The organism is Desmonostoc muscorum LEGE 12446 (assembly GCF_015207005.2).
Classification (GTDB): Bacteria; Cyanobacteriota; Cyanobacteriia; order Cyanobacteriales; family Nostocaceae; genus Nostoc; species Nostoc muscorum.
Genome location: NZ_JADEXS020000001.1, coordinates 6,541,108 through 6,560,005, shown reverse-complemented (window position 1 = coordinate 6,560,005; position 18,898 = coordinate 6,541,108). Strand labels below are relative to the sequence as shown.

15 protein-coding genes are annotated in these 18,898 nt (G+C 40.3%); 10 read left to right on the top strand and 5 right to left on the bottom strand.

All coding sequences use genetic code 11. From position 1 onward, the window contains the following. Positions 1–226 precede the first annotated feature (226 nt). Positions 227–805: a hypothetical protein gene (locus tag IQ276_RS27405; protein ID WP_193925707.1), complete on the top strand. Its 579-nt coding sequence runs from the start codon at positions 227–229 to the stop codon at positions 803–805. Between the two features lie 228 nt (positions 806–1,033). On the opposite strand, the gene IQ276_RS27400 is transcribed toward IQ276_RS27405, so the two are convergent. After that, complete coding sequence (locus IQ276_RS27400; RefSeq protein WP_193925705.1) at positions 1,034–1,588, bottom strand: 1,2-dihydroxy-3-keto-5-methylthiopentene dioxygenase; 555 nt, start codon at positions 1,586–1,588, stop codon at positions 1,034–1,036. Between the two features lie 286 nt (positions 1,589–1,874). Here IQ276_RS27400 and IQ276_RS27395 point away from each other — a divergent pair, with 286 nt between their 5' ends. From IQ276_RS27395 to IQ276_RS27385, 3 genes are all read left to right on the top strand, one after another. Beyond that, positions 1,875–3,320, top strand: a complete 1,446-nt coding sequence (locus tag IQ276_RS27395; protein ID WP_193920089.1) for a deoxyribodipyrimidine photo-lyase, 8-HDF type — start codon at positions 1,875–1,877, stop codon at positions 3,318–3,320. Between the two features lie 238 nt (positions 3,321–3,558). Continuing rightward, a complete protein-coding gene (locus IQ276_RS27390; RefSeq protein ID WP_073643120.1) occupies positions 3,559–3,804 on the top strand; it encodes a hypothetical protein in 246 nt (81 codons plus the stop codon). After that, positions 3,785–4,066, top strand: a complete 282-nt coding sequence (locus tag IQ276_RS27385) for a hypothetical protein (protein ID WP_190883909.1) — start codon at positions 3,785–3,787, stop codon at positions 4,064–4,066. The genes IQ276_RS27390 and IQ276_RS27385 overlap by 20 nt, the downstream gene beginning before the upstream one ends. 273 nt (positions 4,067–4,339) lie before the next feature. On the opposite strand, the gene IQ276_RS27380 is transcribed toward IQ276_RS27385, so the two are convergent. Further along, positions 4,340–5,554, bottom strand: a complete 1,215-nt coding sequence (locus IQ276_RS27380) for a glycosyltransferase family 4 protein (protein WP_193920087.1) — start codon at positions 5,552–5,554, stop codon at positions 4,340–4,342. A gap of 374 nt (positions 5,555–5,928) precedes the next feature. Between IQ276_RS27380 and IQ276_RS27375 the strand changes: the two genes are divergently transcribed. Beyond that, the gene (locus IQ276_RS27375; protein ID WP_193920085.1) at positions 5,929–6,948 is read left to right on the top strand and encodes an Npun_R2821/Npun_R2822 family protein; all 1,020 of its coding nucleotides are present in this window, start codon (positions 5,929–5,931) and stop codon (positions 6,946–6,948) included. Positions 6,949–7,240: 292 nt separating this feature from the next. Here the strand turns inward: IQ276_RS27375 and IQ276_RS27370 are convergent, their stop codons facing one another. Further along, positions 7,241–7,414, bottom strand: coding sequence for a hypothetical protein (locus tag IQ276_RS27370; RefSeq protein WP_235116021.1), 174 nt, complete (start codon positions 7,412–7,414; stop codon positions 7,241–7,243). A gap of 170 nt (positions 7,415–7,584) precedes the next feature. Between IQ276_RS27370 and IQ276_RS27365 the strand changes: the two genes are divergently transcribed. Continuing rightward, complete coding sequence (locus tag IQ276_RS27365; protein WP_235116020.1) at positions 7,585–10,230, top strand: tetratricopeptide repeat protein; 2,646 nt, start codon at positions 7,585–7,587, stop codon at positions 10,228–10,230. A gap of 35 nt (positions 10,231–10,265) precedes the next feature. On the opposite strand, the gene IQ276_RS27360 is transcribed toward IQ276_RS27365, so the two are convergent. Next, positions 10,266–10,436, bottom strand: coding sequence for a hypothetical protein (locus IQ276_RS27360; protein WP_193919446.1), 171 nt, complete (start codon positions 10,434–10,436; stop codon positions 10,266–10,268). A 129-nt stretch (positions 10,437–10,565) separates the two neighbouring features. On the opposite strand from IQ276_RS27360, the gene IQ276_RS27355 reads away from it, so the two are divergent. Beyond that, the gene (locus tag IQ276_RS27355; RefSeq protein ID WP_228043235.1) at positions 10,566–10,802 is read left to right on the top strand and encodes a type II toxin-antitoxin system VapC family toxin; all 237 of its coding nucleotides are present in this window, start codon (positions 10,566–10,568) and stop codon (positions 10,800–10,802) included. Positions 10,803–10,944: 142 nt separating this feature from the next. Here the strand turns inward: IQ276_RS27355 and IQ276_RS27350 are convergent, their stop codons facing one another. Then, positions 10,945–12,948, bottom strand: coding sequence for an AAA-like domain-containing protein (locus tag IQ276_RS27350; RefSeq protein WP_193919448.1), 2,004 nt, complete (start codon positions 12,946–12,948; stop codon positions 10,945–10,947). 611 nt (positions 12,949–13,559) lie between these two features. Here IQ276_RS27350 and IQ276_RS27345 point away from each other — a divergent pair. The 3 genes from IQ276_RS27345 to IQ276_RS27335 all read left to right on the top strand — a co-directional run bounded on the left by IQ276_RS27345 (position 13,560) and on the right by IQ276_RS27335 (position 18,792). Then, positions 13,560–14,159 carry a cytochrome b/b6 domain-containing protein gene (locus IQ276_RS27345; RefSeq protein WP_193919450.1) on the top strand — a complete coding sequence of 200 codons (600 nt, stop codon included), beginning with the start codon at positions 13,560–13,562 and terminating at the stop codon, positions 14,157–14,159. A gap of 160 nt (positions 14,160–14,319) precedes the next feature. Further along, positions 14,320–15,204: a ParA family protein gene (locus IQ276_RS27340; RefSeq protein ID WP_190883900.1), complete on the top strand. Its 885-nt coding sequence runs from the start codon at positions 14,320–14,322 to the stop codon at positions 15,202–15,204. A 201-nt stretch (positions 15,205–15,405) separates the two neighbouring features. Further along, complete coding sequence (locus IQ276_RS27335) at positions 15,406–18,792, top strand: amino acid permease (protein WP_193919452.1); 3,387 nt, start codon at positions 15,406–15,408, stop codon at positions 18,790–18,792. The last annotated feature ends 106 nt before the right edge of the window (positions 18,793–18,898 follow it).

The window sequence follows — 18,898 nt, the reverse complement described above, 5'->3', positions numbered from 1 at the left end:
GGGGTGCCAAGCCGGAGATTATTTTTAGTCGCACTACATATCACGAAACAAGATTCATATAGAAGTTTTTATTTATACAAATAATTAATCAAAAAAACATTTTCAATCAAGCAATTATATTTAAATTAACAGCTAATTAACTGTATTCTAAGCAGTAGGTTTTCTAAAAATTGCAATCATTGTGTAATTTTTTTTATACATCTACCCAAGGAAGGAAAGTTTCTCGATGATATCTCCAGTTAATAGTAATTTCGCTAAGGGTTGCAAACTGTCAGCCTTTGCCTGTGCTATTGTGACTGCAACCATAGGTGTTGATTTCATTGGAACTAAATCAATTGTTCAGGCCCAGATTCTTCCCTTGACGATTTGCCCATCGGGGACAGAGGCAGTTGTTTACAACCCACCACTCACTAACCAAGTGCAAAATACTACCGTTACTATAGGAGGTTCTGTGGGTGGATGCGTAAATGCTCAAGGAATTACATCAGGAACTTACACCCTGTCGTTTACAGCCCCGACCTCCTGTAACAACATCGGGTTTTTCCCAACGTATGAAATTCAGTACAATTGGGTTCCTACTAATCAAACTAGCCTAGTAGAATACACCACGACTGAGAGCAATGTGGTTGACGGCCAAACTATCCTAACCTCTTACGGAACCGTCAAGAATGGTGTGTTCCAAAAAAGATCGGTAACCAGAATCATTACCTTGGCGACAACGGATATTGATGCTTGTTCTACTCAGGGTTTGTCATTCATTACAGGTCCCCAAGTACTGCTGATTGGGCCAGCATCACCATTATGAAATTAATCAGTCTTAAAGAGCGATCGCTTTTAAACATAAAATGACGGTTAAGAAAGTTAATACACGTAGAGTCCCGACTCTTTAAAAAAGTCGGGAATTCATTTTTGCCATCGCCAATTATGTTGCCACTGCTGATAAAGATAGTGGCAAACTTTATCAATGGATATTGATGTCAAAAAAAGAAACTTAAGTAATAAAAATTACAATTATCTATAAAATAAATCAGCTTTAAAGCGGCTTATTGAGGGAATCACTCACATGAGTGCCTGTATAGTTAGGAACCCATCCTTCCGCATTTGTAAAATAGCGTACCGCCTTAAAATTCAACGATGCATTTGGGCTGCACCAATGCTCAACACCAGCGGGTATGTAGAGATAATCTTGTGCCTGAATTAAAAGCTGTATTTGGCTGCCATCAGGTCGCACGAAGCCATAGATCATTTCTCCTGCCAACACGTAGAGGGGTTCAGCGGCAGTGTGAGTATGGTAACGACTGTAGGTTGCTATTAGGTGGTGAAGATTGGGGGAACCTGGATGTAGATTCAGTAAGTCAGACCAGAGAGCCTCATTTTCTTGCTGGATAAATTCAAAGACGCTGTTATGGAGTTCTATAATATAAAGTCTTTCAGACTCACTTAAAACCTCTTGGTCTAGGAGGTTTGGGAAAAGGAGCGATGTTCCTGGGTCGTAGTGTCTAAGTTCAATGCCAAGAGGGGCAAGTTCACGAGATATTTCGCCTAAATCACTCTCAATTGTACGGTCATCAAGTAGTAGGTTGGCCATGACAAAAAGACTAATTAACTGTTAACAAGAGTATACTCAACTTTTAACTCAAAAGCCACTATTACCGATTGACAAACCGGGGAATGGGGCATGGGGACTGGGTATTGGGGATTGGGGGCTGGGTATCGGGTATTAGGTATTGGGTATTGAGAAAGAATTCCTAAATATTTATTTCCTAATCCCCAGTCTCCAGTCCCCCATTCACAGAATAAATTTATCAACAGAATGATGCTGATAGGTACCGTTAGCATCTAAGCTAGTACGGGTGAACTATGTTGAGTATGGAATGTCTGACTTAATTCTGTTTTGGCATCGTCGTGATTTACGCATTTCTGATAATACGGGATTGGCTGCGGCACGGCGGCAGAGTCCGAAGGTGGTGGGGGTGTTTTGCCTCGATCCGCATATTCTGGAACGAGATGATGTTGCTCCGGTGAGGGTAACTTATATGATTGGCTGTTTGGAGAAATTACAACAGCGATATGCCGAAGTTGGCAGCGAGTTGTTAATACTTCATGGTGATCCTGTGCAAGCAATACCAGCTTTGGCTGAGGCGTTAGCAGCGAAAGCAGTTTTTTGGAATTGGGATGTGGAACCTTATTCGCAAGAACGCGATCGCACCATTCTAAATGCCCTCAAAGAAAAAAGTATTCAGTTTCTCAACCAAAACTGGGATCAAATCCTCAATTCCCCAGAAGAAATACGGTCTGGTAGTAATCAGCCTTATACGGTTTATACTCCCTTTTGGAAAAATTGGATTACTAAGGCGAAGAGTCAACCAGTAGAAACTCTGCAAAATGCCGAGGGGTTAACGGAAGCTGAACAGAAAGTTGCCAAACTTGCAGGAGCATTAGCATTACCTTCAGCAAAAGATTTAGGATTTATTTGGGATGGAGGATTGATTCTTTCACCAGGAGAGGCGGCGGCGCAAGAACGGCTAGAGGAATTCACTACTAAAGCCATTACTGAATACCAAGAACAGCGCAATTTTCCCGCAGTTGACGGAACATCGCAACTGAGTGCAGCTTTGAAATTTGGCGTAATTGGCATTCGCACTGTTTGGCAAGCCACAACACAAGCACAAGAAAACAGCCGCAGTGAGGAAGCAACAGCTGGTATCCGCACATGGCAACAAGAATTAGCTTGGCGCGAGTTTTATCAACATGCAATGTATAACTTCCCCGAATTGGCTGATGGCGCTTTCCGCAACACCTTCAAAAACTTTCCTTGGGAAACTAACGAAGAACATTTCCAAGCTTGGTGCGAGGGAAGAACTGGCTACCCGATTGTGGATGCAGCAATGCGCCAGTTGAACGAAAGCGGCTGGATGCACAACCGTTGTCGGATGATTGTCGCTAGTTTTCTCACCAAAGACTTGCTAATTAATCCCCAACTAGGAGAAAAATACTTTATGCAGAAGCTGATTGACGGTGATTTATCTGCTAACAATGGCGGTTGGCAGTGGAGTGCTTCTAGCGGGATGGACCCCAAACCCGTGCGAATTTTCAACCCAGCCAGTCAAGCACAAAAATTCGATGCAGATGGGGAGTATATTCGGCAATGGGTGTCAGAATTACGGTCTGTGGATACAGAATATTTAGTTACTGGTAAAATTCCACCTTTAGAACGCCATGCTGCTGGCTATCCTCAACCAATTGTGGATCATAAAATACAGCAACAGCAGTTTAAACAGCGTTATCAACAGCAAAAAATTGTCAGTAGTGCCCAGTAAGCGAAGTTCTGAGGGCTGGAGCAAAGAGTCTATTATGGGCAATTCAGCGGACATCATAACTATCCTATAATTCACTGAGAACCGCGCTTCACCAAGATCGCAGTTTTCTGATTTGGATGTTCTACCGCAAATGTCCTGATACTTTAATTTCCCCTCTTCATAAATTCCGCAAAAACACCGTTACCTAATTTTTGCTTCTGATCAAAACTGAGAGCATCCAGTTGATTAGGGTTTATTTATGACCAGCCCTGTAACGACGGTTATTCAAGTCAATCTGAAGATGGCTCTGGAGGTAGCTCAAGAATTGGAGCAAGCTCCATATACTAAACTCGGTGCTTATTGTTTAGAAATTTTGCGGGAAATAGGATGTCCTGGTACTGAACTCCCAGATAACTTACGAACTCGCGATCAGCAGCTAAATTTCATCACTGGCTTTGCATCCTATGCTTTTGGGGAGGTACAAAATGTCCAGAGCATTAATTGAAGATATCTTTAATGATTCAGAAGAGGCACAAGAAATTACTTTTCCTGCCACAGATAATGATTTGTTAATTTTAACAGAAAAATTTTTAGGGTTTGAAATTCCCCCGAAGGTTTTCTTACAAGCTATAGCCATTGCTGCTTACGATTGTGCATCTGCTTTTCGTTACGTTGATAATTATTTGGCTGCCCTCAAGAATAAGAATAAGCGTAAGCATAAAAAAATACTTGTGTTCAGGACTGCGGCTGATTTTGAAAATAATTGAGTCGTATTTTGACAAGGTAATACCATTTTGGATTTTAGATTTTGGATTTTGGATTGTGTTCGAGAGTGCGTCTTGTAGAGAATGAGTTACTCAGCAGATTTTTGGTAACTCCGTCGATCGCAATGATGATTCAAATTGGTATAACTAAAACCCGATACGGTTTAGATAAGATAATTTGCATCACCAATAATTTGTATAGAGACGTTGTAATACAACGTCTCTACATATATTTGTTTTAATAATTCAGAACTTGGAATTCAAAACAATTACGAATTACGCCAGACAAACTTGTTCATAGCTTTTACCAGCGATATCCCAAGTGAATTCTGTTTCTACTAGTTGTCTGCCATTTTGGGACAGTTGCGATCGCAGTTCTGGATTCTCGAATAATTTACTGATTGCGCTGACGTACTCCCCAGGTTGATTGGCTCGTAATGCACGCAGTGGTTCGTTAGTACCGTCTACAGCTAATCCTTCTAAACCGCGATCGCTTCCCACTACTGGTACACCAGCTGCCATTGCTTCTAGAGTCTTATTTTTAATGCCAAACCCAGTCCGCATAGGTACAATGCAGATAGTTGCTTTGTGTAAATATTCTACCATTGAAGGTACACGTCCAGTGACATTAATTCCTGGTTTTTGATTAAGTGCTAAAACTTCTGGTGCAGGATGAGAACCGACAATATCGAAAGTTGTATCAGGATAAGTTTTTTGGATTTCTGGTAATACTTCTTTGCTGAAAAAGCAGACAGCATCAACATTCGCCAAGTAATCCATTGCACCAATAAAAATTAAATGATGTCCCCCTGGATCGCTGGTACGATAAGGGAAAGAAACTAAATCTACGCCGTTAGGGATAACTGTAATTTTGCTATTGGGGTTAAATTGTTGTATTTGAAGTTTATCTTCTTCTGTTGTGACAACAATTTCCGAAAATTTAGCACAATAATTTTGTTCGTAACGACGCAAAAGTGGCAGATTAATTTTGTCTCTGATTACATTCTGAGAAATGCCGATCGCTAATTGTTTACGACAAGTAGCGTACACAGAACTATGAACATCAACTATGGTTTTTAGCTGTTTCTGAAAATGTGGTTGCACATAAATTTCATTGACGCTATGTTCGCAGGTAATCACATCACATTTTCCTGCTTCTACCCAGTTGTTAACCCAGGTTTGCATCTCCACTGAATAGCGGTTGAATACGCTTGGCGGTGTACCCTGTAACAAAAATTTACCAAAGCGCTGTATCTTCTTCAAAATTTTGGCTGTGGTTGCAGAATCTACCGGGCGATCAAAAACTACCAAATGATCCACACAATCACGTAATCCTACTAGTTCAGCGTCGGTAACATCCCGTTCTCGTTGAGTAACGAGGGTAACACTATGACGTTGACTTAAGTACTTAAGTAGATTAAATGTCCTGACTTGGGTTCCGCCCCTTGTTGGTGGGTAGGGAAAGGTGCAAGATATCATTAAAATGTTCATACAAGTAATGCATCAAATGTGATACATACACCATGACCTGATTTGTGGTTGTATGTCATCATAAGTATCCCTTAATATATGATTTGTAAAATTTTCATAAATTAAAGTCAACAACAAGCTAGTTACCTATTTACAGACCACAATGGTAAATTTACTGTGTAGTTACACTTGAACTGTTGTTTTTACAGTCAACTGTAAGCGAATATGTAACTGTCACTGAAAAAGCTGAGTATAGCGGTTCTCGTTTACGTGAGGTACACGCGTAAGGGCACGGCAGTGCCGTGCCCCTACACCTTGCGATATAATGTTGTACCGCATATGAATGGGAACCGCTATAAACAAACCAGTCTATAAGTTAAGTAGGATTTAGCAAAATGAAATCATTTGGCATTTATACGCTGGCCAATGATGCTGTATACGACCAATTAGTTGCTTTACTAAACAGCATTGAGGTCAATGTTGGAGAAGATATTCCTGTTTGTGTGATTCCTTATAACCAGCAATTAGACCTGGTTAAGCAGGAACTCAAGTCTAGAAAAAATGTCACGCTTTTTGAAGATTGGGAAGCAATTCATCGCTGGGATAATTTTATCAATGAGCTTTGGGATGCTCATCCCAGAGCAAATGATTCTAAAGTCAATCGTCCCGGATGGTACAAAGGCTTTGTACACCGAAAGTTTGCTTCTTTTAATGGCGATTTTGAGAAATTTGTGTTTTATGATGCTGATAGTTTAGCCATGAAACCAATTGATGACGTTTTTGAAAAACTGGATAGTTACGATCTCATATTTAACGATTGGGAACATGCTAAACCCAGAGAAAAAACACAATTAAATATTGATGTACTTGAGAAAGTAACGCAGCTAACAGAAGCTGATTTGCGTCAGAAAATTCATTGTGATAGCTTTTTTGGCTCAAAGCGGTTGCTTTTCGGTGGGGAAGATTTAGATATCATCAAAGAAAGATGGATTGAAAAACGTGAATTTGAATGGATTCGTCCAGGTTCTTGGTGGTCGAGTTCTGGCATATTCGTTTATATAACTTTATACGGCGATCCCCGAATATTTAATTTTACCCTCAGTCCGAATGGTGAAGATAGAACAGGTAACTGTGCTAATGCAGATCGATTCGTGAATATTAATAATGTTCTTTACAATGAAGAGGGCTTAAAACCAATTCATCGCATTCACTATATGAGCTATTCTTCTGTTGACTTTGCTCGTTTATGTCAAGGAGAAGATGTGAATATTGATTATAGAGATGAGTTTTTATATTATCGATTTCTCAAAGAACCAGAACGAAAACCCAAAGAGTTGAAAGTTCCTGGTGTGATGTCACAAATGAATCGTTTTATGAAAAAATCTAGCAAAAAACTTCAGAGAATGATCTCTTGAAGAAGAATTCAGCAATCTTTTAGCAAATATAGGAATCCGGTTTTATTTTGGAACAAAATTAAGTATTTGTAGGGTGTGTTAGGCGTAATACCATTTCACTAAAACCCTGATACATATAGATTTCGCGTAGGGAACATTGCCGTGCCCCTACCAACGTATTTGTATCATAATTAAAGTGAAACGATATAAGCCATAACGCACGATTCTTAAGGCTTTGGTGCGTTAGCGACAGCGTAACGCACCCTACGTATCTAAAGCGCAACTACAAGCCTTTTCTAGTAAAGTGTCACTTTTAGTTCAAATCATCCCCCTCTGTCTCCTCTGATTCCAGCAATTCCCAAATTAGAAAGGTAATTTCAATGAAAATACCTGAACCTGGGATTAACCAGTCTGCAATTAAGGGAATCACAAATAGTAAAACTGTCACCAGCTTTTTAATATTGATAGATTTCGTTGCCTTCTGCATTGGTTTCACCTTGAATACTGAAGCAACGGTAGATTTGGGGTAGTCAGTGAAAGCAAATGCAGTTGTCTGTTGACTGTAATGGGTGAATACTCGGAGGTTTGAGTTTGGGGATGCTAGATTAAGTTTGGGGATTCCCGAAACTTTGTCCCAATTTGAGCAAAAGATAAGCGATGACGCGTGTTAGCTATGGCGATGATGTCAAGGCGCGGGTAAGGCAGCTATTAGAAAGGTTGTTGGCTTATGCCAATGATGAGATAGATAACGGTGAGCGTTTTAAAATTGACTTTAATTGGCAAACACCAAAGCAACTAGTTGTGAGGACACAGCTAAGAGTTTTGGCAGAACTTGGTGGTTTAGATAAAGAACAAGTTCGAGAAGCGCTAAAAGCACTTGCTGAGTTTTTGGGTATTCTGGAAGATTTGCGCGAACACAAGCGAGGTTCGGAGAACTGGCATTTTAAGCTGACGCTTTGGTGCGACAAAGGGGACAAAGAGGGGAACTTAAGTAAATTTGATGCAGAATGGCAACGCCGTAGAGAAGAATTACCCGGTGTGCAGCGTGCTGAGGCAAAAAAAGCTAAACCCAAGCTGACGTTTTACGAAAATATTCCCTTAAGTGGAGTGGTGGAGTTTGTTGGACGTGAAAAAGATTTGCAAAATCTCCATCAGCTTTTGCAGGAAAATGAACAGGTGGCTATAGCTGCTGTTGCTGGTATGGGTGGAGTTGGTAAAACAGAACTTGCCCTACAATATGCCAGGAATCACCGCGAAACTTACAAGGGTGGAATTTGCTGGTTGCTGGCAAAGGCTGGTGATGTCGGCATTCAAGTTGTGCAGTTTGCCAGAACTGTGCTTGATTTAAACTTACCAGAAGGTTTGGATGTCTTCGCCCAAGTGCAATACTGCTGGCGGCATTGGCGCGAGGGCGATGTGCTGCTAGTGTTAGACGATGTTAGGGAATATGAGCAGGTTAAGCCTTATTTACCCTCGTCATCTTCCCGGTTTAAAGTGTTGATTACCACGCGCCAATACTTGGGAGCATCTATTAAGCAATTATCTCTGGATGTATTGCAACCAGAAGAAGCGCTGGAGCTATTAAAGTCATTTTTTAAAGAAACACCACAGCGAATTGAGCAAGAATTAGCTGTTGCAAATCAGTTGTGTGAGTGGTTGGGATATTTGCCTTTGGGTTTGGAATTAGTCGGGCGATATTTGGCGCGAAAACAGGATTTATCTTTCACAGAAATGTTGCGGCGGTTGAAGAACAAGCGACTAGAACAAGCCGCCTTTGATAAACCAGAAACCGACATGACAGCACAACGAGGTGTGTTAGCAGCCTTTGAGTTGAGTTGGCAAGAATTAGAAGACAGCGATAAGCAGCTTGGTTGTTTGCTGAGTTTATTTGCCGCCGCGCCTATATCTTGGAAGTTGGTGGAACAGTGTGTAACAGAAGAATATGAGGGAGAGTTAGAAGAAATTAGAGATGATAAGTTGTTGAATTTGCATTTACTTCAGCGCAAAGATAAGGGAATTTATCAACTACATCCACTGCTAAGGGAGTTTTTTCAATATAAGCTTATAGATTTACAGCAAGCAGAAGAATTAAAGCGAAGTTTTTGCAGAGTAATGGTAGCAGTTGCCCAATATATTCCTGACTCGCCCACTCTTGAGCAAATCACCGCCGTTTCTAGCGCCATTCCTCATATAGCTGAAGTAGCGAATCATCTCATTCAATACCTCAGCGATGATGATTTATTTTGGCCTTTCATCGGCAACGCTGGATTTTATGATGGTCAAGGTTTATATAACCAAGCTTTACCCTGGTATGAAAAATGTCTAGAAGTCACTAAAAAGCGCTTGGGAGATGAACATCTATCTGTCGCCACTAGCCTCAACAACTTAGCGTTACTCTACAACTCCCAAGGCAGATACAGCGAAGCCGAACCCCTTTTCATCCAAGCTTTGGCACTTTGGCGTCAACTGCTGGGAGATGAACATCCATCTGTCGCCAGTAGCCTCAACAACCTAGCGTTACTCTACAACTCCCAAGGCAGATACAGCGAAGCCGAACCCCTTTTTATCCAAGCTTTGGCACTTAGGCGCAAGCTGCTGGGAGATGAACATCCATCTGTCGCACTTAGTCTCAACAACCTAGCGTTACTCTACAACTCCCAAGGCAGATACAGCGAAGCCGAACCCCTTTTCATCCAAGCTTTAGCACTCACGCGCAAGCTGCTGGGAGATGAACATCCATCTGTCGCCCAAAGCCTCAACAACCTAGCGTTACTCTACGACTCCCAAGGCAGATACAGCGAAGCCGAACCCCTTTTCATCCAAGCTTTAGCACTTTCGCGTCAACTGCTGGGAGATGAACATCCATCTGTCGCCACTAGCCTCAACAACCTAGCGGGACTCTACAACTCCCAAGGCAGATACAGCGAAGCCGAACCCCTTTTCATCCAAGCTTTGGCACTTTCGCGTCAACTGCTGGGAGATGAACATCCATCTGTCGCCGCTAGCCTCAACAACCTAGCAGAACTCTACAACTCCCAAGGCAGATACAGCGAAGCCGAACCCCTTTACATTCAAGCTTTGGCACTTTCGCGTCAACTGCTGGGAGATGAACATCCATCTGTCGCCGCTAGCCTCAACAACTTAGCGTTACTCTACAAGTCCCAAGGCAGATACAGCGAAGCCGAACCCCTTTACATTCAAGCTTTAGATATTTGTGAGCGACGGTTAGGGGTGAATCATCCCAATACTATTGGTGTTCGTGAAAATTTAGCATATCTACGCGATCGCCTCTCTTCACAATAGCAAAATTCCAGTTCCCAACCTCATCAATCAAGCTTTTATCTGCAAGTTTCGCGTTCTAAACGAGAACATTCCTGTTTGTAGTGAGAACGTTTCTGTTTCAAATGAGAATGTTTTTGTTCTAAACGAGAACGTTCTTGTTTGGAGTGAAAATGTTCTTGTTCCAAACGAGAACGTTTCTGTTTGAAGTGAGAATGTTCTTGTTCCAAACGAGAACGTTTCTGTTTGAAGTGAGAATGTTCTTGTTTTGAGGTGGAATGATGGTGTTTTGAGGGCGTAGGCGTAGCCTGTAAAAGACATCACTCCTGTTCAGAGTGTAAAATGAGAGGCGATCGCCTTTGATAGTTGAGAGATGGTTGCGATCGCCTCAAATGCAGTTGATTCCTATAAGTCAGACCATTTTGCGTGAAGCAGCAAGCCTACGTGCAAGCACACCTTCTTTGAGAACACCTGATGCCATTCATATTGCGACTGCCACAACATCTAGCTGTACTCAGTTTCTCACCAACGATCAGCAACTGAGGACAGCCACAAACTTGCCTGTTGTGATTCTAGATGAGGTGCTGACATCATGAGCGATCGCTTTATTTTTACTCACTGTCATCAAAAATATCTTCAAAATCTCGATATCCGCTCAATACTCTCTCAACTTGAATACCATTTTTAACAGGACGATAAAAAATAACTAGATGTGTTACTCCAGCTTCTTAGAAAAACTTAACCTAAAACAACGCGATCGCGTCCTTGTCTTTTTGCTTGATTAAGTGCTTTTTCAGCAGCATTAACTAAATTAGCCGGCTCAGTTTCAACTTTAGGAATAATACTTGCTACACCTAAACTGACAGTTAAAACAGCAGCAGGTAAACCACCAATACTAGGATACTCACACTGAATCGCCAAAGCTTTCACTTGCTCTCGAATATATTCGGCAACGTACATTGCAGCAGCAACATCTATTTTCGCAACAATGGCAAATTCTTCACCACCGTAACGAGCCACTAACACTTCGCTGTTTTCATCTCTAAAATCTCCTTTTGGTAAATTTGCAAAATAATTAGTAGTAGGATAAGCCATACTTCTATTAGCATATGAGAAAGTACTATTACCCAGGGAGCATTTTACGCAGTTGCAGATAGTATTAGCGATTTCTTGTAAACACTTATCTCCTGCGGCAATGCCATAATTTTTATTATAAATTTTGAAATAGTCGATATCGCACAAAATTAGTGATATTGGGGTACGTTGACGAACACAACTTTGCCATTCAATTTGTAGGTAGGTTTGAAAATAGCGGCGATTTACTAATTGAGTTAGTTCATCCAAGCTAGAGAGGATAAGCAATTTTTGATTTTCTTGTTTCAAACGCTCAACATGATTATTGTTTAATTCCTGATTATTTTTCAGATGTTCGATAAAATATAACCGATATAATTCACATGTAGGAGTACAGCGATCGCCCTGTAAATTAATTAGCCCCATACCCTGTAATTTATCTGCCAATATTGGTTCTAATTTCACATAATTTGTAGCATGAATTACTTGATACAAAGCATCTGCTAATTGTGGCTCATCCTTGAGTACTAATATATACTGCTTTAAATATTCGTGATAAATTCCTGATTCTGTGGGTGCTTGTTGCAATAGCTGTGCTAAATTACCTTGTAATCCCCCTTTACCTACAAGATGATACAAAGCCAATCGCAGCAAATAAGGATGTCCCCCCACCATAGCCATTAAACTGTCAGCATCTTTACCATCTGTCCAATCCAAACCGTGACGTTGTGCCAAATCTTGCACTTGTTCTTTTGTAAAAGCAGGTAATTTAATCGGCAAACCAATATTAAATGCTGATTGAGTAAGTTTTATGGGAACAAAAATTTCCGTTGAATAAACCAGAACCAGGCGCAGTTTTTGCCAAATTTCTCCTGCTTTAGCTTGTTCGTGCCACGATCGCACTAATGTTAGCAATTCTCCAGCAATTTCCTGATACTCAAACACCCAATCCGCTTCATTTAAGACTAAAACCAGGGAAGTTTCCAACGCAGATAGCAAATACTTTTGGAAATAGATAGAGCAACTAATTTTGCTACCCATATCTTCATCCCAATAATCATTGAGTTTTGGTTCTAGCTGTAATTCTCGGCTGACATTGGCACAAAACCAGCGCAAAAATTTATCCAAATTGGCAAATACTGTTTTGTCTGCTTGTTGAAAGTCCAAACTCACGGTGCGAAAGCCTTGTTTTTTAGCGCGTGCAAGCAGCCGCAGCACCAGAGAGCTTTTCCCCATTTTTTTGGGTGCTTTGATGCAGATCACACTCCCTGGTTGAGCCATTTCTGCGTAAGCAAGTTCCTCAATTGGCGGGCGAGAAATGTAGAATCTGGAATTTAGGGATACTGGACCACTAGGAAATTCTAAGGACATGGCTGCCGCAGCTTGATAAAATTCCCTAAGTAACTGCTGATGTGCTTTGCCAAGACGATGATTTTCTAGAGTCTGGCGCAAGTTGGATTCATTTATCGGTTCTTTGTAAAAATCACTCAATATTTGCCATAAATCAACGGCAACTTTCTTGATGCGATCCTCAGCATAGTCTGCTTCAACTGCAATGTTGGTGTAGGTTTTTCCTTCCCAGGAAGAACGCAATACAATTTCTTGGAGTGTTGTTAAACCGGTTGCTTGACTAGCTTTTAATAGCAGTACTACTTCATCTATAGTCATTACTCATTGACTCTAATTCAGCAGGAAATTTTCTCACACCATTATTCTTGGGAACTGAATGTAGCTTGTTGTGTGTGGGTAACAGTCAGCCGTTTCCCAAAAAGCTACAAATAAGTCTGGATAATTTTTTTTCTATCCTCAGATATTTAACGTGATTTCATCATAGAATTTTTTTTACAAATTTTTCTGAGTTTTTCGGTAATTTTATGTGATTGGATTTCGTTTTTTTAGACGCATCTTAGAATGTATATGCACGCAATTTAGCTGTTTTTTTCTCAAAAATAGCTAAGGCGATCGCCACAAAGGTGAAATTTGTCCTTTCCAAGAATCCGCTACCAATCCACTGGAAACTCAACTTTCAGCACCAGATAAGTCTATGTCTCTCTCCATAGCTGGTATTTTGCTATCTGTTCTATATTCATTAAGCAACTGTTTCAAGTTAAAATATGACCTGCTTCGCCATAACCAATATTGTAGCGATCGCACTTTTTCCCCAACCTCATAAAATCACGTTGCTTCCTAAAGCCTCCATTGCTACTACAAGCCATTAGTATACTTCCTACTCCGTATTTTATTCCTAGATAAACAATAAATCCTATCAATTAAAATCTATGACTTCAAACATTTCCATCAAAACTCCGAAGTTACCTACCCAAGCAATAGGAGCAAAAATATTTCATTGGTGTAACATCATTAGCCTGTTTCTCATGCTCACTAGTGGATTACAAATTTACAACGCCAACCCTGTTTTTGGTGGACGTACAGGGTTGCACATTCCACCAATATTTACCTTCGGAGGTTGGCTTGCAGGAGGTAGACATTGGCATTTTGCAGCAATGTGGCTATTTTCATTAAATCTTTTGTGGTATGGAATTTACGTTTTAATTACCCGACGCTGGCGACATAGGTTTGTAGGGGCTAACGACCTCAAAGCATTGCAAAAAACTCAAAATTCCAAGCGCCTCATTTATGCTTGGCATCGTATTGCCTATACAGCAATTATTCCAATCTTACTGTTGGCATTATTTACAGGAATAGGAATGTATAAACCTGCTCAATTTCCTTGGATTGTGGATCTGTTTGGTAGTTGGCAAGCATTACGAATCGTTCACTTTACCTCAGTACCAATGGTTATCGTATTTGCAGTGATTCACTCTTTATTAGGGCGTCAAGCAGGAGGTTCTCAACTTACAGAGTCAATGTTTTGGTAAACGGACAAAAGGGAGAGTACTGAGTGTATAATTTCACTTCTTTACTCAGAACTCAAAACAGTTTTGAGTTTGCCAAAATATTAAATTTAATGGAAGATTTGATAGATTCAGAGGGGTGTACGCTACCTACATGGGAATGTGTTAACAAAGGACTCAATCAATGGGATATGTAATTGCAACTGCAAATATGAAAGGCGGTGTTGGTAAAACCACCCTCACTGTCAACTTAGCTACGTGTTTAGCTAAAAATCATGGCAAGCGGGTACTTGTCCTTGATTTAGACAGCCAAATTAGTGCCACACTCAGTCTGATGTCACCTTTAGATTTTGCTAAGCGTCGTAAACAAAGTAAGACATTTAGATATCTCATAGACGAAATTATCAATCCAGAACCACAAGCAAAGTTGACAATACAAGATATCATTCAATCCCAGGTTTGCAATCTTCCTGGATTGGATTTATTACCGGGAGATATAGACTTGTATGATGAATTTGTTGTGTCAGAAATGCTGCATCAACAAGCAACTGCTTTAGGGGAACAAGACTTTGAAACAATTTGGAATCGCTTTGAAAGAGTCTTGATAAATAACATTTTAAAACCTGTGCGGCAACAATATGATTTTATCCTTCTCGATTGTGCGCCTGGTTATAATTTATTGACTCGTAGCGCCTTAGCTGCCAGCGATTTCTACATACTTCCTGCCAAACCAGAACCCTTATCTGTAGTTGGAATTCAACTACTAGAAAGACGAATTGCCCAATTAAAAGATAGTCATGGACATGAAACCAAGATAGATATAAAAATGCTAGGAATTGTCTTCAGTATGTCTAGTGCTAACCTTCTGACTGGTAGATACTATAAACAAGTAATGCACCGCGTTGTTGAAGATTTCGGTGTAGAAAAAATTTGTAAGGTACAAATACCAGTTGATGTTAATGTTGCTAAGGCTGTTGATAGTTTTATGCCAGCTGTTTTAAATGCTCCTCAATCACCCGGTTCAAAAGCGTTTTTTCAGTTAGCTCAGGAGTTGTTACAAAAACTATAATCCTACTTAATCATTCATAAATAACAAGATTCCCTAATTCTTTAAGAATTAGGGAATTTCACCATGTTGATTATTATGTACAAAAATACAACTTGGTAATAATTCAGCTATGATTTATTTAAATTCAGTACTTATACTGAAGCTTTAAGTAAGAAGATTCAGTTATTGAGTGAAAAGGCCAGTAAATCTAGCTAAGAAACAATGACTAGTAACGATTCTCTACAGGCAGAGAAAAATCAGCATTTGGAAATGCGCTTACCACGTACTTTAAGTTATCTCGAAACCTGGGGTTTTGGGTTGACGGGTCATGTTGGATGGATTGGAACTGCCCCCATTATTCATGCAGCGTTAGGGTCTAAAGCTATCTTAGTTTGGTTGTTTGGCACTATCGTCTCCTTTTTACTTAATTTGCAGGTACAAAGTTTAGGTAGACATTGGCCAGATGTCGCAGGAGGAACACCGAACTATACCACAAGGCTATTAAAAAACTTTCCTGGCTTAGGTCGTTACGTAGCTTTAGGGTACTTTTTTAGCTGGGCAGCAGCACCAGCGCTGTACGCAATTATTCTGACAAACCTGATTAAAGTCAATTTTGAAACATTAAATATTTCTTGTCCAGAAACTTTTTTAAAAGTTGTATTTACAGCGATTCCTTTTATTGTTGCATTCAGTGGTAGCCGTGCTTTAGCGCTGCTGCATTTATTTTTTGTATTCCCAGCAATTTTACTACTGTTTTTGTTTTGTATCCAAGGCGTAGTCTGGTTAACTTTCTCAAGCATTACTCTTAACTTACTTCCAGCTAATATACATAGCTTGAGCTTTGAAGAATGGGCAAAGTGGTTTTTCCTCGCCAGCTATTCAATTTATGCTTGTGAAACCACTTCTTCTTTTGTTGCTGATAGCCACAATCCAGATAAAACTTTGAAGTTCTTAACTGTGGCTGCTTGGCTAATTCCTCCGGTGTTTCTAGGCAGTTCTTGGATATTAACGTGTTCGGCTCAAAATCCAGCAATAGGAGACGATGTTTTCCTAAATTTGCTAGCAGCTTCTGTACCTTTTTGGGGTAAATATGCCTCTTTTTTAGTAACACTTCTAATTACTGTATCCTGTCTTTTAAGTTCTGCTACGGCAGTTTGTAATTCTCCTCGGATATTATACCAACTTGCCTTAGATGGACAGCTTTCTGAGATATTTACAGTAGTTTCCCGCCAAGGTGTTCTTGGACCTGCGATTCTAGTTGCATTTATTCTCAGTCTGCTTTGTTTGAATTTGGGAAATGTATCTCAACTGGTGACAGTAGCAGGTACTTGTTATCTGTTGTCGATTATGGGACTACATTTAGGATTATGGCTGTGTCGAGGCCAACCGGAGGTTTTATGGCCTTGGTGGTCACTTGGTTTTTTCTTTGTAGAAGCGGTAGTTCTGATAGTGGGAGGTTTAGCTTGGAATTCGAGAGATTTTTTAGTAGGATTATTTTTACCCATTGCTCTGATGCTAGCAGATGCAGTGCTAAGTCGCTTAAGATTAGCGGTATTACATCCAAAATGGTGGAAAGAACGTTACGATGCAAAGTCTAGTAGAAACAACCCAGACTTTGTTGTATTACAAGTAATTGTCTTAGTATCATTAATTTGCATCACTGCTACAAGTAGTTGGTTTATCCGCGATTTATTAGGCAAAGTGACTAATAATACTCCTAACTCTTTATTAGCTATTTTGCTAGTGACGCTTTCTTTTACAGGAGTAGCGATCGCCTGCTGGACAACTCTACCACAAATTGTTGCTATTGATGAGGCACGCAAACAAGCAAAAAATCTATTTATCACTACTCTCGATACGGTTCCAGATACTGTTTTAGTTTTAGATGAAGACGGGATGATTTGTCAAACCAATGCAGCTGCTGAAGAATTATTTGAATTAAGTGTTCAGCAGTTGGTTGGACAAAACTTGAATCAACTCTTAATGTGCTATCACGGCAAACCAGAGCAATGGTCTATTAGGAGTGAGCAAACTTTAAAAATCAACCAAGGTCTACGAATTGTTGAATCGACTGTTTCACGGCGATTTAATCCCCAACTACGGGAGTATGTTGTCATTGTACGTGACATCACTCAACGTAAGGTAGCAGAGGAAGAATTAGTGCAATACCGTTGCCAGCTTGAGCAACTAGTCCTAGAACGCACTATTGAACTTATTCGAGTTAATCAACAACTCCAGCAAGACATTATCAAGCGTCAAGAAGCACAAGAAAAATTACTACACAATAGCCTTCATGACGGGCTAACCGGGTTACCCAATCAATCTTTATTTATCCAGCGAGTGCAGCAGTCAATAGAACGTACAAAACACGACAAAAATTATCTATTTGCTGTACTTTTCTTAGACTTAGACCGCTTTAAAGTTGTGAATGATAGTCTTGGACATTTACTAGGAAATCAACTTTTAATTGCAATTTCTCATCGGCTCAAGTCAGTTATTCGAGCCGGAGATATAGTTGCCCGCTTTGGTGGAGATGAGTTCACAATCTTAATTGAGGAAATTGATGATCTTAACACGGCTACACACATAGCTGAACGCATTAAAAAGGTGCTAGCTTTACCATTTCAATTGAATGAACATCGCGTGTTTACCAACGCTAGTATTGGCATTGCTTTCAGTAAAGCAGATTATCAGCAAGCAGCCCAGATTATACGCGATGCCGATGTGGCAATGTATTCTGCCAAAGCCCTTGGTAAGGCACGTTATGAAGTGTTTGACCAAAAGATGCATGAGGGTGCATCTTTACTCTTAGAATTAGAAACTGCTCTGCGACATGCACTGTTGCTCAAGCAAGAAGAATTTCGCCTTTACTACCAGCCAATTGTTTCACTGCTAACTGGCAAAATTATTGGATTTGAAGCATTGATACGCTGGCATCATCCACAACGAGGAATTGTTTCTCCTCATGATTTTATCCCTTTGGCGGAAGAAACTGGAATGATTGTTAATATCGGCCAATGGGTACTTTATCAAGCGTGCCACCAAATGCACACATGGCATCAACAATTTCCTAGTTCCCTAAACTTGACAATTAGCGTCAATTTTTCTGGGAAACAGATTACGCAACCTGATATCTTTAAACAAGTTAAACAGACTTTACAGCAAACTGGACTAGAGCCGTGTAGTTTGAAATTAGAGATTACTGAAAGCTTGTTGATGGATAATTTTGAATTAGCTACTACTGTGCTTTCCCAGCTAAATGCGCTGAATGTTGAATTGCACATGGATGATTTTGGTACTGGCTATTCATCTTTGAATTATCTGCATCGGCTGCCAATCAAAACCATTAAGATTGACCGCTCTTTTGTCAACAATATAGGTAGTCGAGGAGAAAATTTAGAAATTGTTCGAGCGATTGTTACATTAGCTCATAATTTGAATATGTCTGTCACAGCAGAAGGAATAGAAACTGTAGAACAATTAGCACAACTTAAGGCATTGCAATGTGATTATGGACAAGGATATTTTTTCTTACCACCTATGCAAAGTGCAGAAGTAGAAAGAATACTTGCCGCTAATTTTTGTTACAAAGACTTGTTAAGGAACTAAGAACCCCACCCCGCCTTTGACTTACGTCAAAGTCTTCCCTCCCCGCGAGCGGGGAGGGGCTGGGGGTGGGGTGTTAGGGGACTTTTGCAAGAGGTCTAATCTTTAA

Excerpts from the sequence above, each read along its gene's own strand:
- IQ276_RS27405 (WP_193925707.1), top strand. The coding sequence starts at position 227 with ATGATATCTCCAGTTAATAGTAATTTCGCTAAGGGTTGCAAACTGTCA.
- IQ276_RS27400 (WP_193925705.1), bottom strand. The coding sequence starts at position 1,588 with ATGGCCAACCTACTACTTGATGACCGTACAATTGAGAGTGATTTAGGC.
- IQ276_RS27395 (WP_193920089.1), top strand. The coding sequence starts at position 1,875 with ATGTCTGACTTAATTCTGTTTTGGCATCGTCGTGATTTACGCATTTCT.
- IQ276_RS27390 (WP_073643120.1), top strand. The coding sequence starts at position 3,559 with ATGACCAGCCCTGTAACGACGGTTATTCAAGTCAATCTGAAGATGGCT.
- IQ276_RS27385 (WP_190883909.1), top strand. The coding sequence starts at position 3,785 with ATGTCCAGAGCATTAATTGAAGATATCTTTAATGATTCAGAAGAGGCA.
- IQ276_RS27380 (WP_193920087.1), bottom strand. The coding sequence starts at position 5,554 with ATGAACATTTTAATGATATCTTGCACCTTTCCCTACCCACCAACAAGG.
- IQ276_RS27375 (WP_193920085.1), top strand. The coding sequence starts at position 5,929 with ATGAAATCATTTGGCATTTATACGCTGGCCAATGATGCTGTATACGAC.
- IQ276_RS27370 (WP_235116021.1), bottom strand. The coding sequence starts at position 7,414 with ATGCAGAAGGCAACGAAATCTATCAATATTAAAAAGCTGGTGACAGTT.
- IQ276_RS27365 (WP_235116020.1), top strand. The coding sequence starts at position 7,585 with ATGACGCGTGTTAGCTATGGCGATGATGTCAAGGCGCGGGTAAGGCAG.
- IQ276_RS27350 (WP_193919448.1), bottom strand. The coding sequence starts at position 12,948 with ATGACTATAGATGAAGTAGTACTGCTATTAAAAGCTAGTCAAGCAACC.
- IQ276_RS27345 (WP_193919450.1), top strand. The coding sequence starts at position 13,560 with ATGACTTCAAACATTTCCATCAAAACTCCGAAGTTACCTACCCAAGCA.
- IQ276_RS27340 (WP_190883900.1), top strand. The coding sequence starts at position 14,320 with ATGGGATATGTAATTGCAACTGCAAATATGAAAGGCGGTGTTGGTAAA.
- IQ276_RS27335 (WP_193919452.1), top strand. The coding sequence starts at position 15,406 with ATGACTAGTAACGATTCTCTACAGGCAGAGAAAAATCAGCATTTGGAA.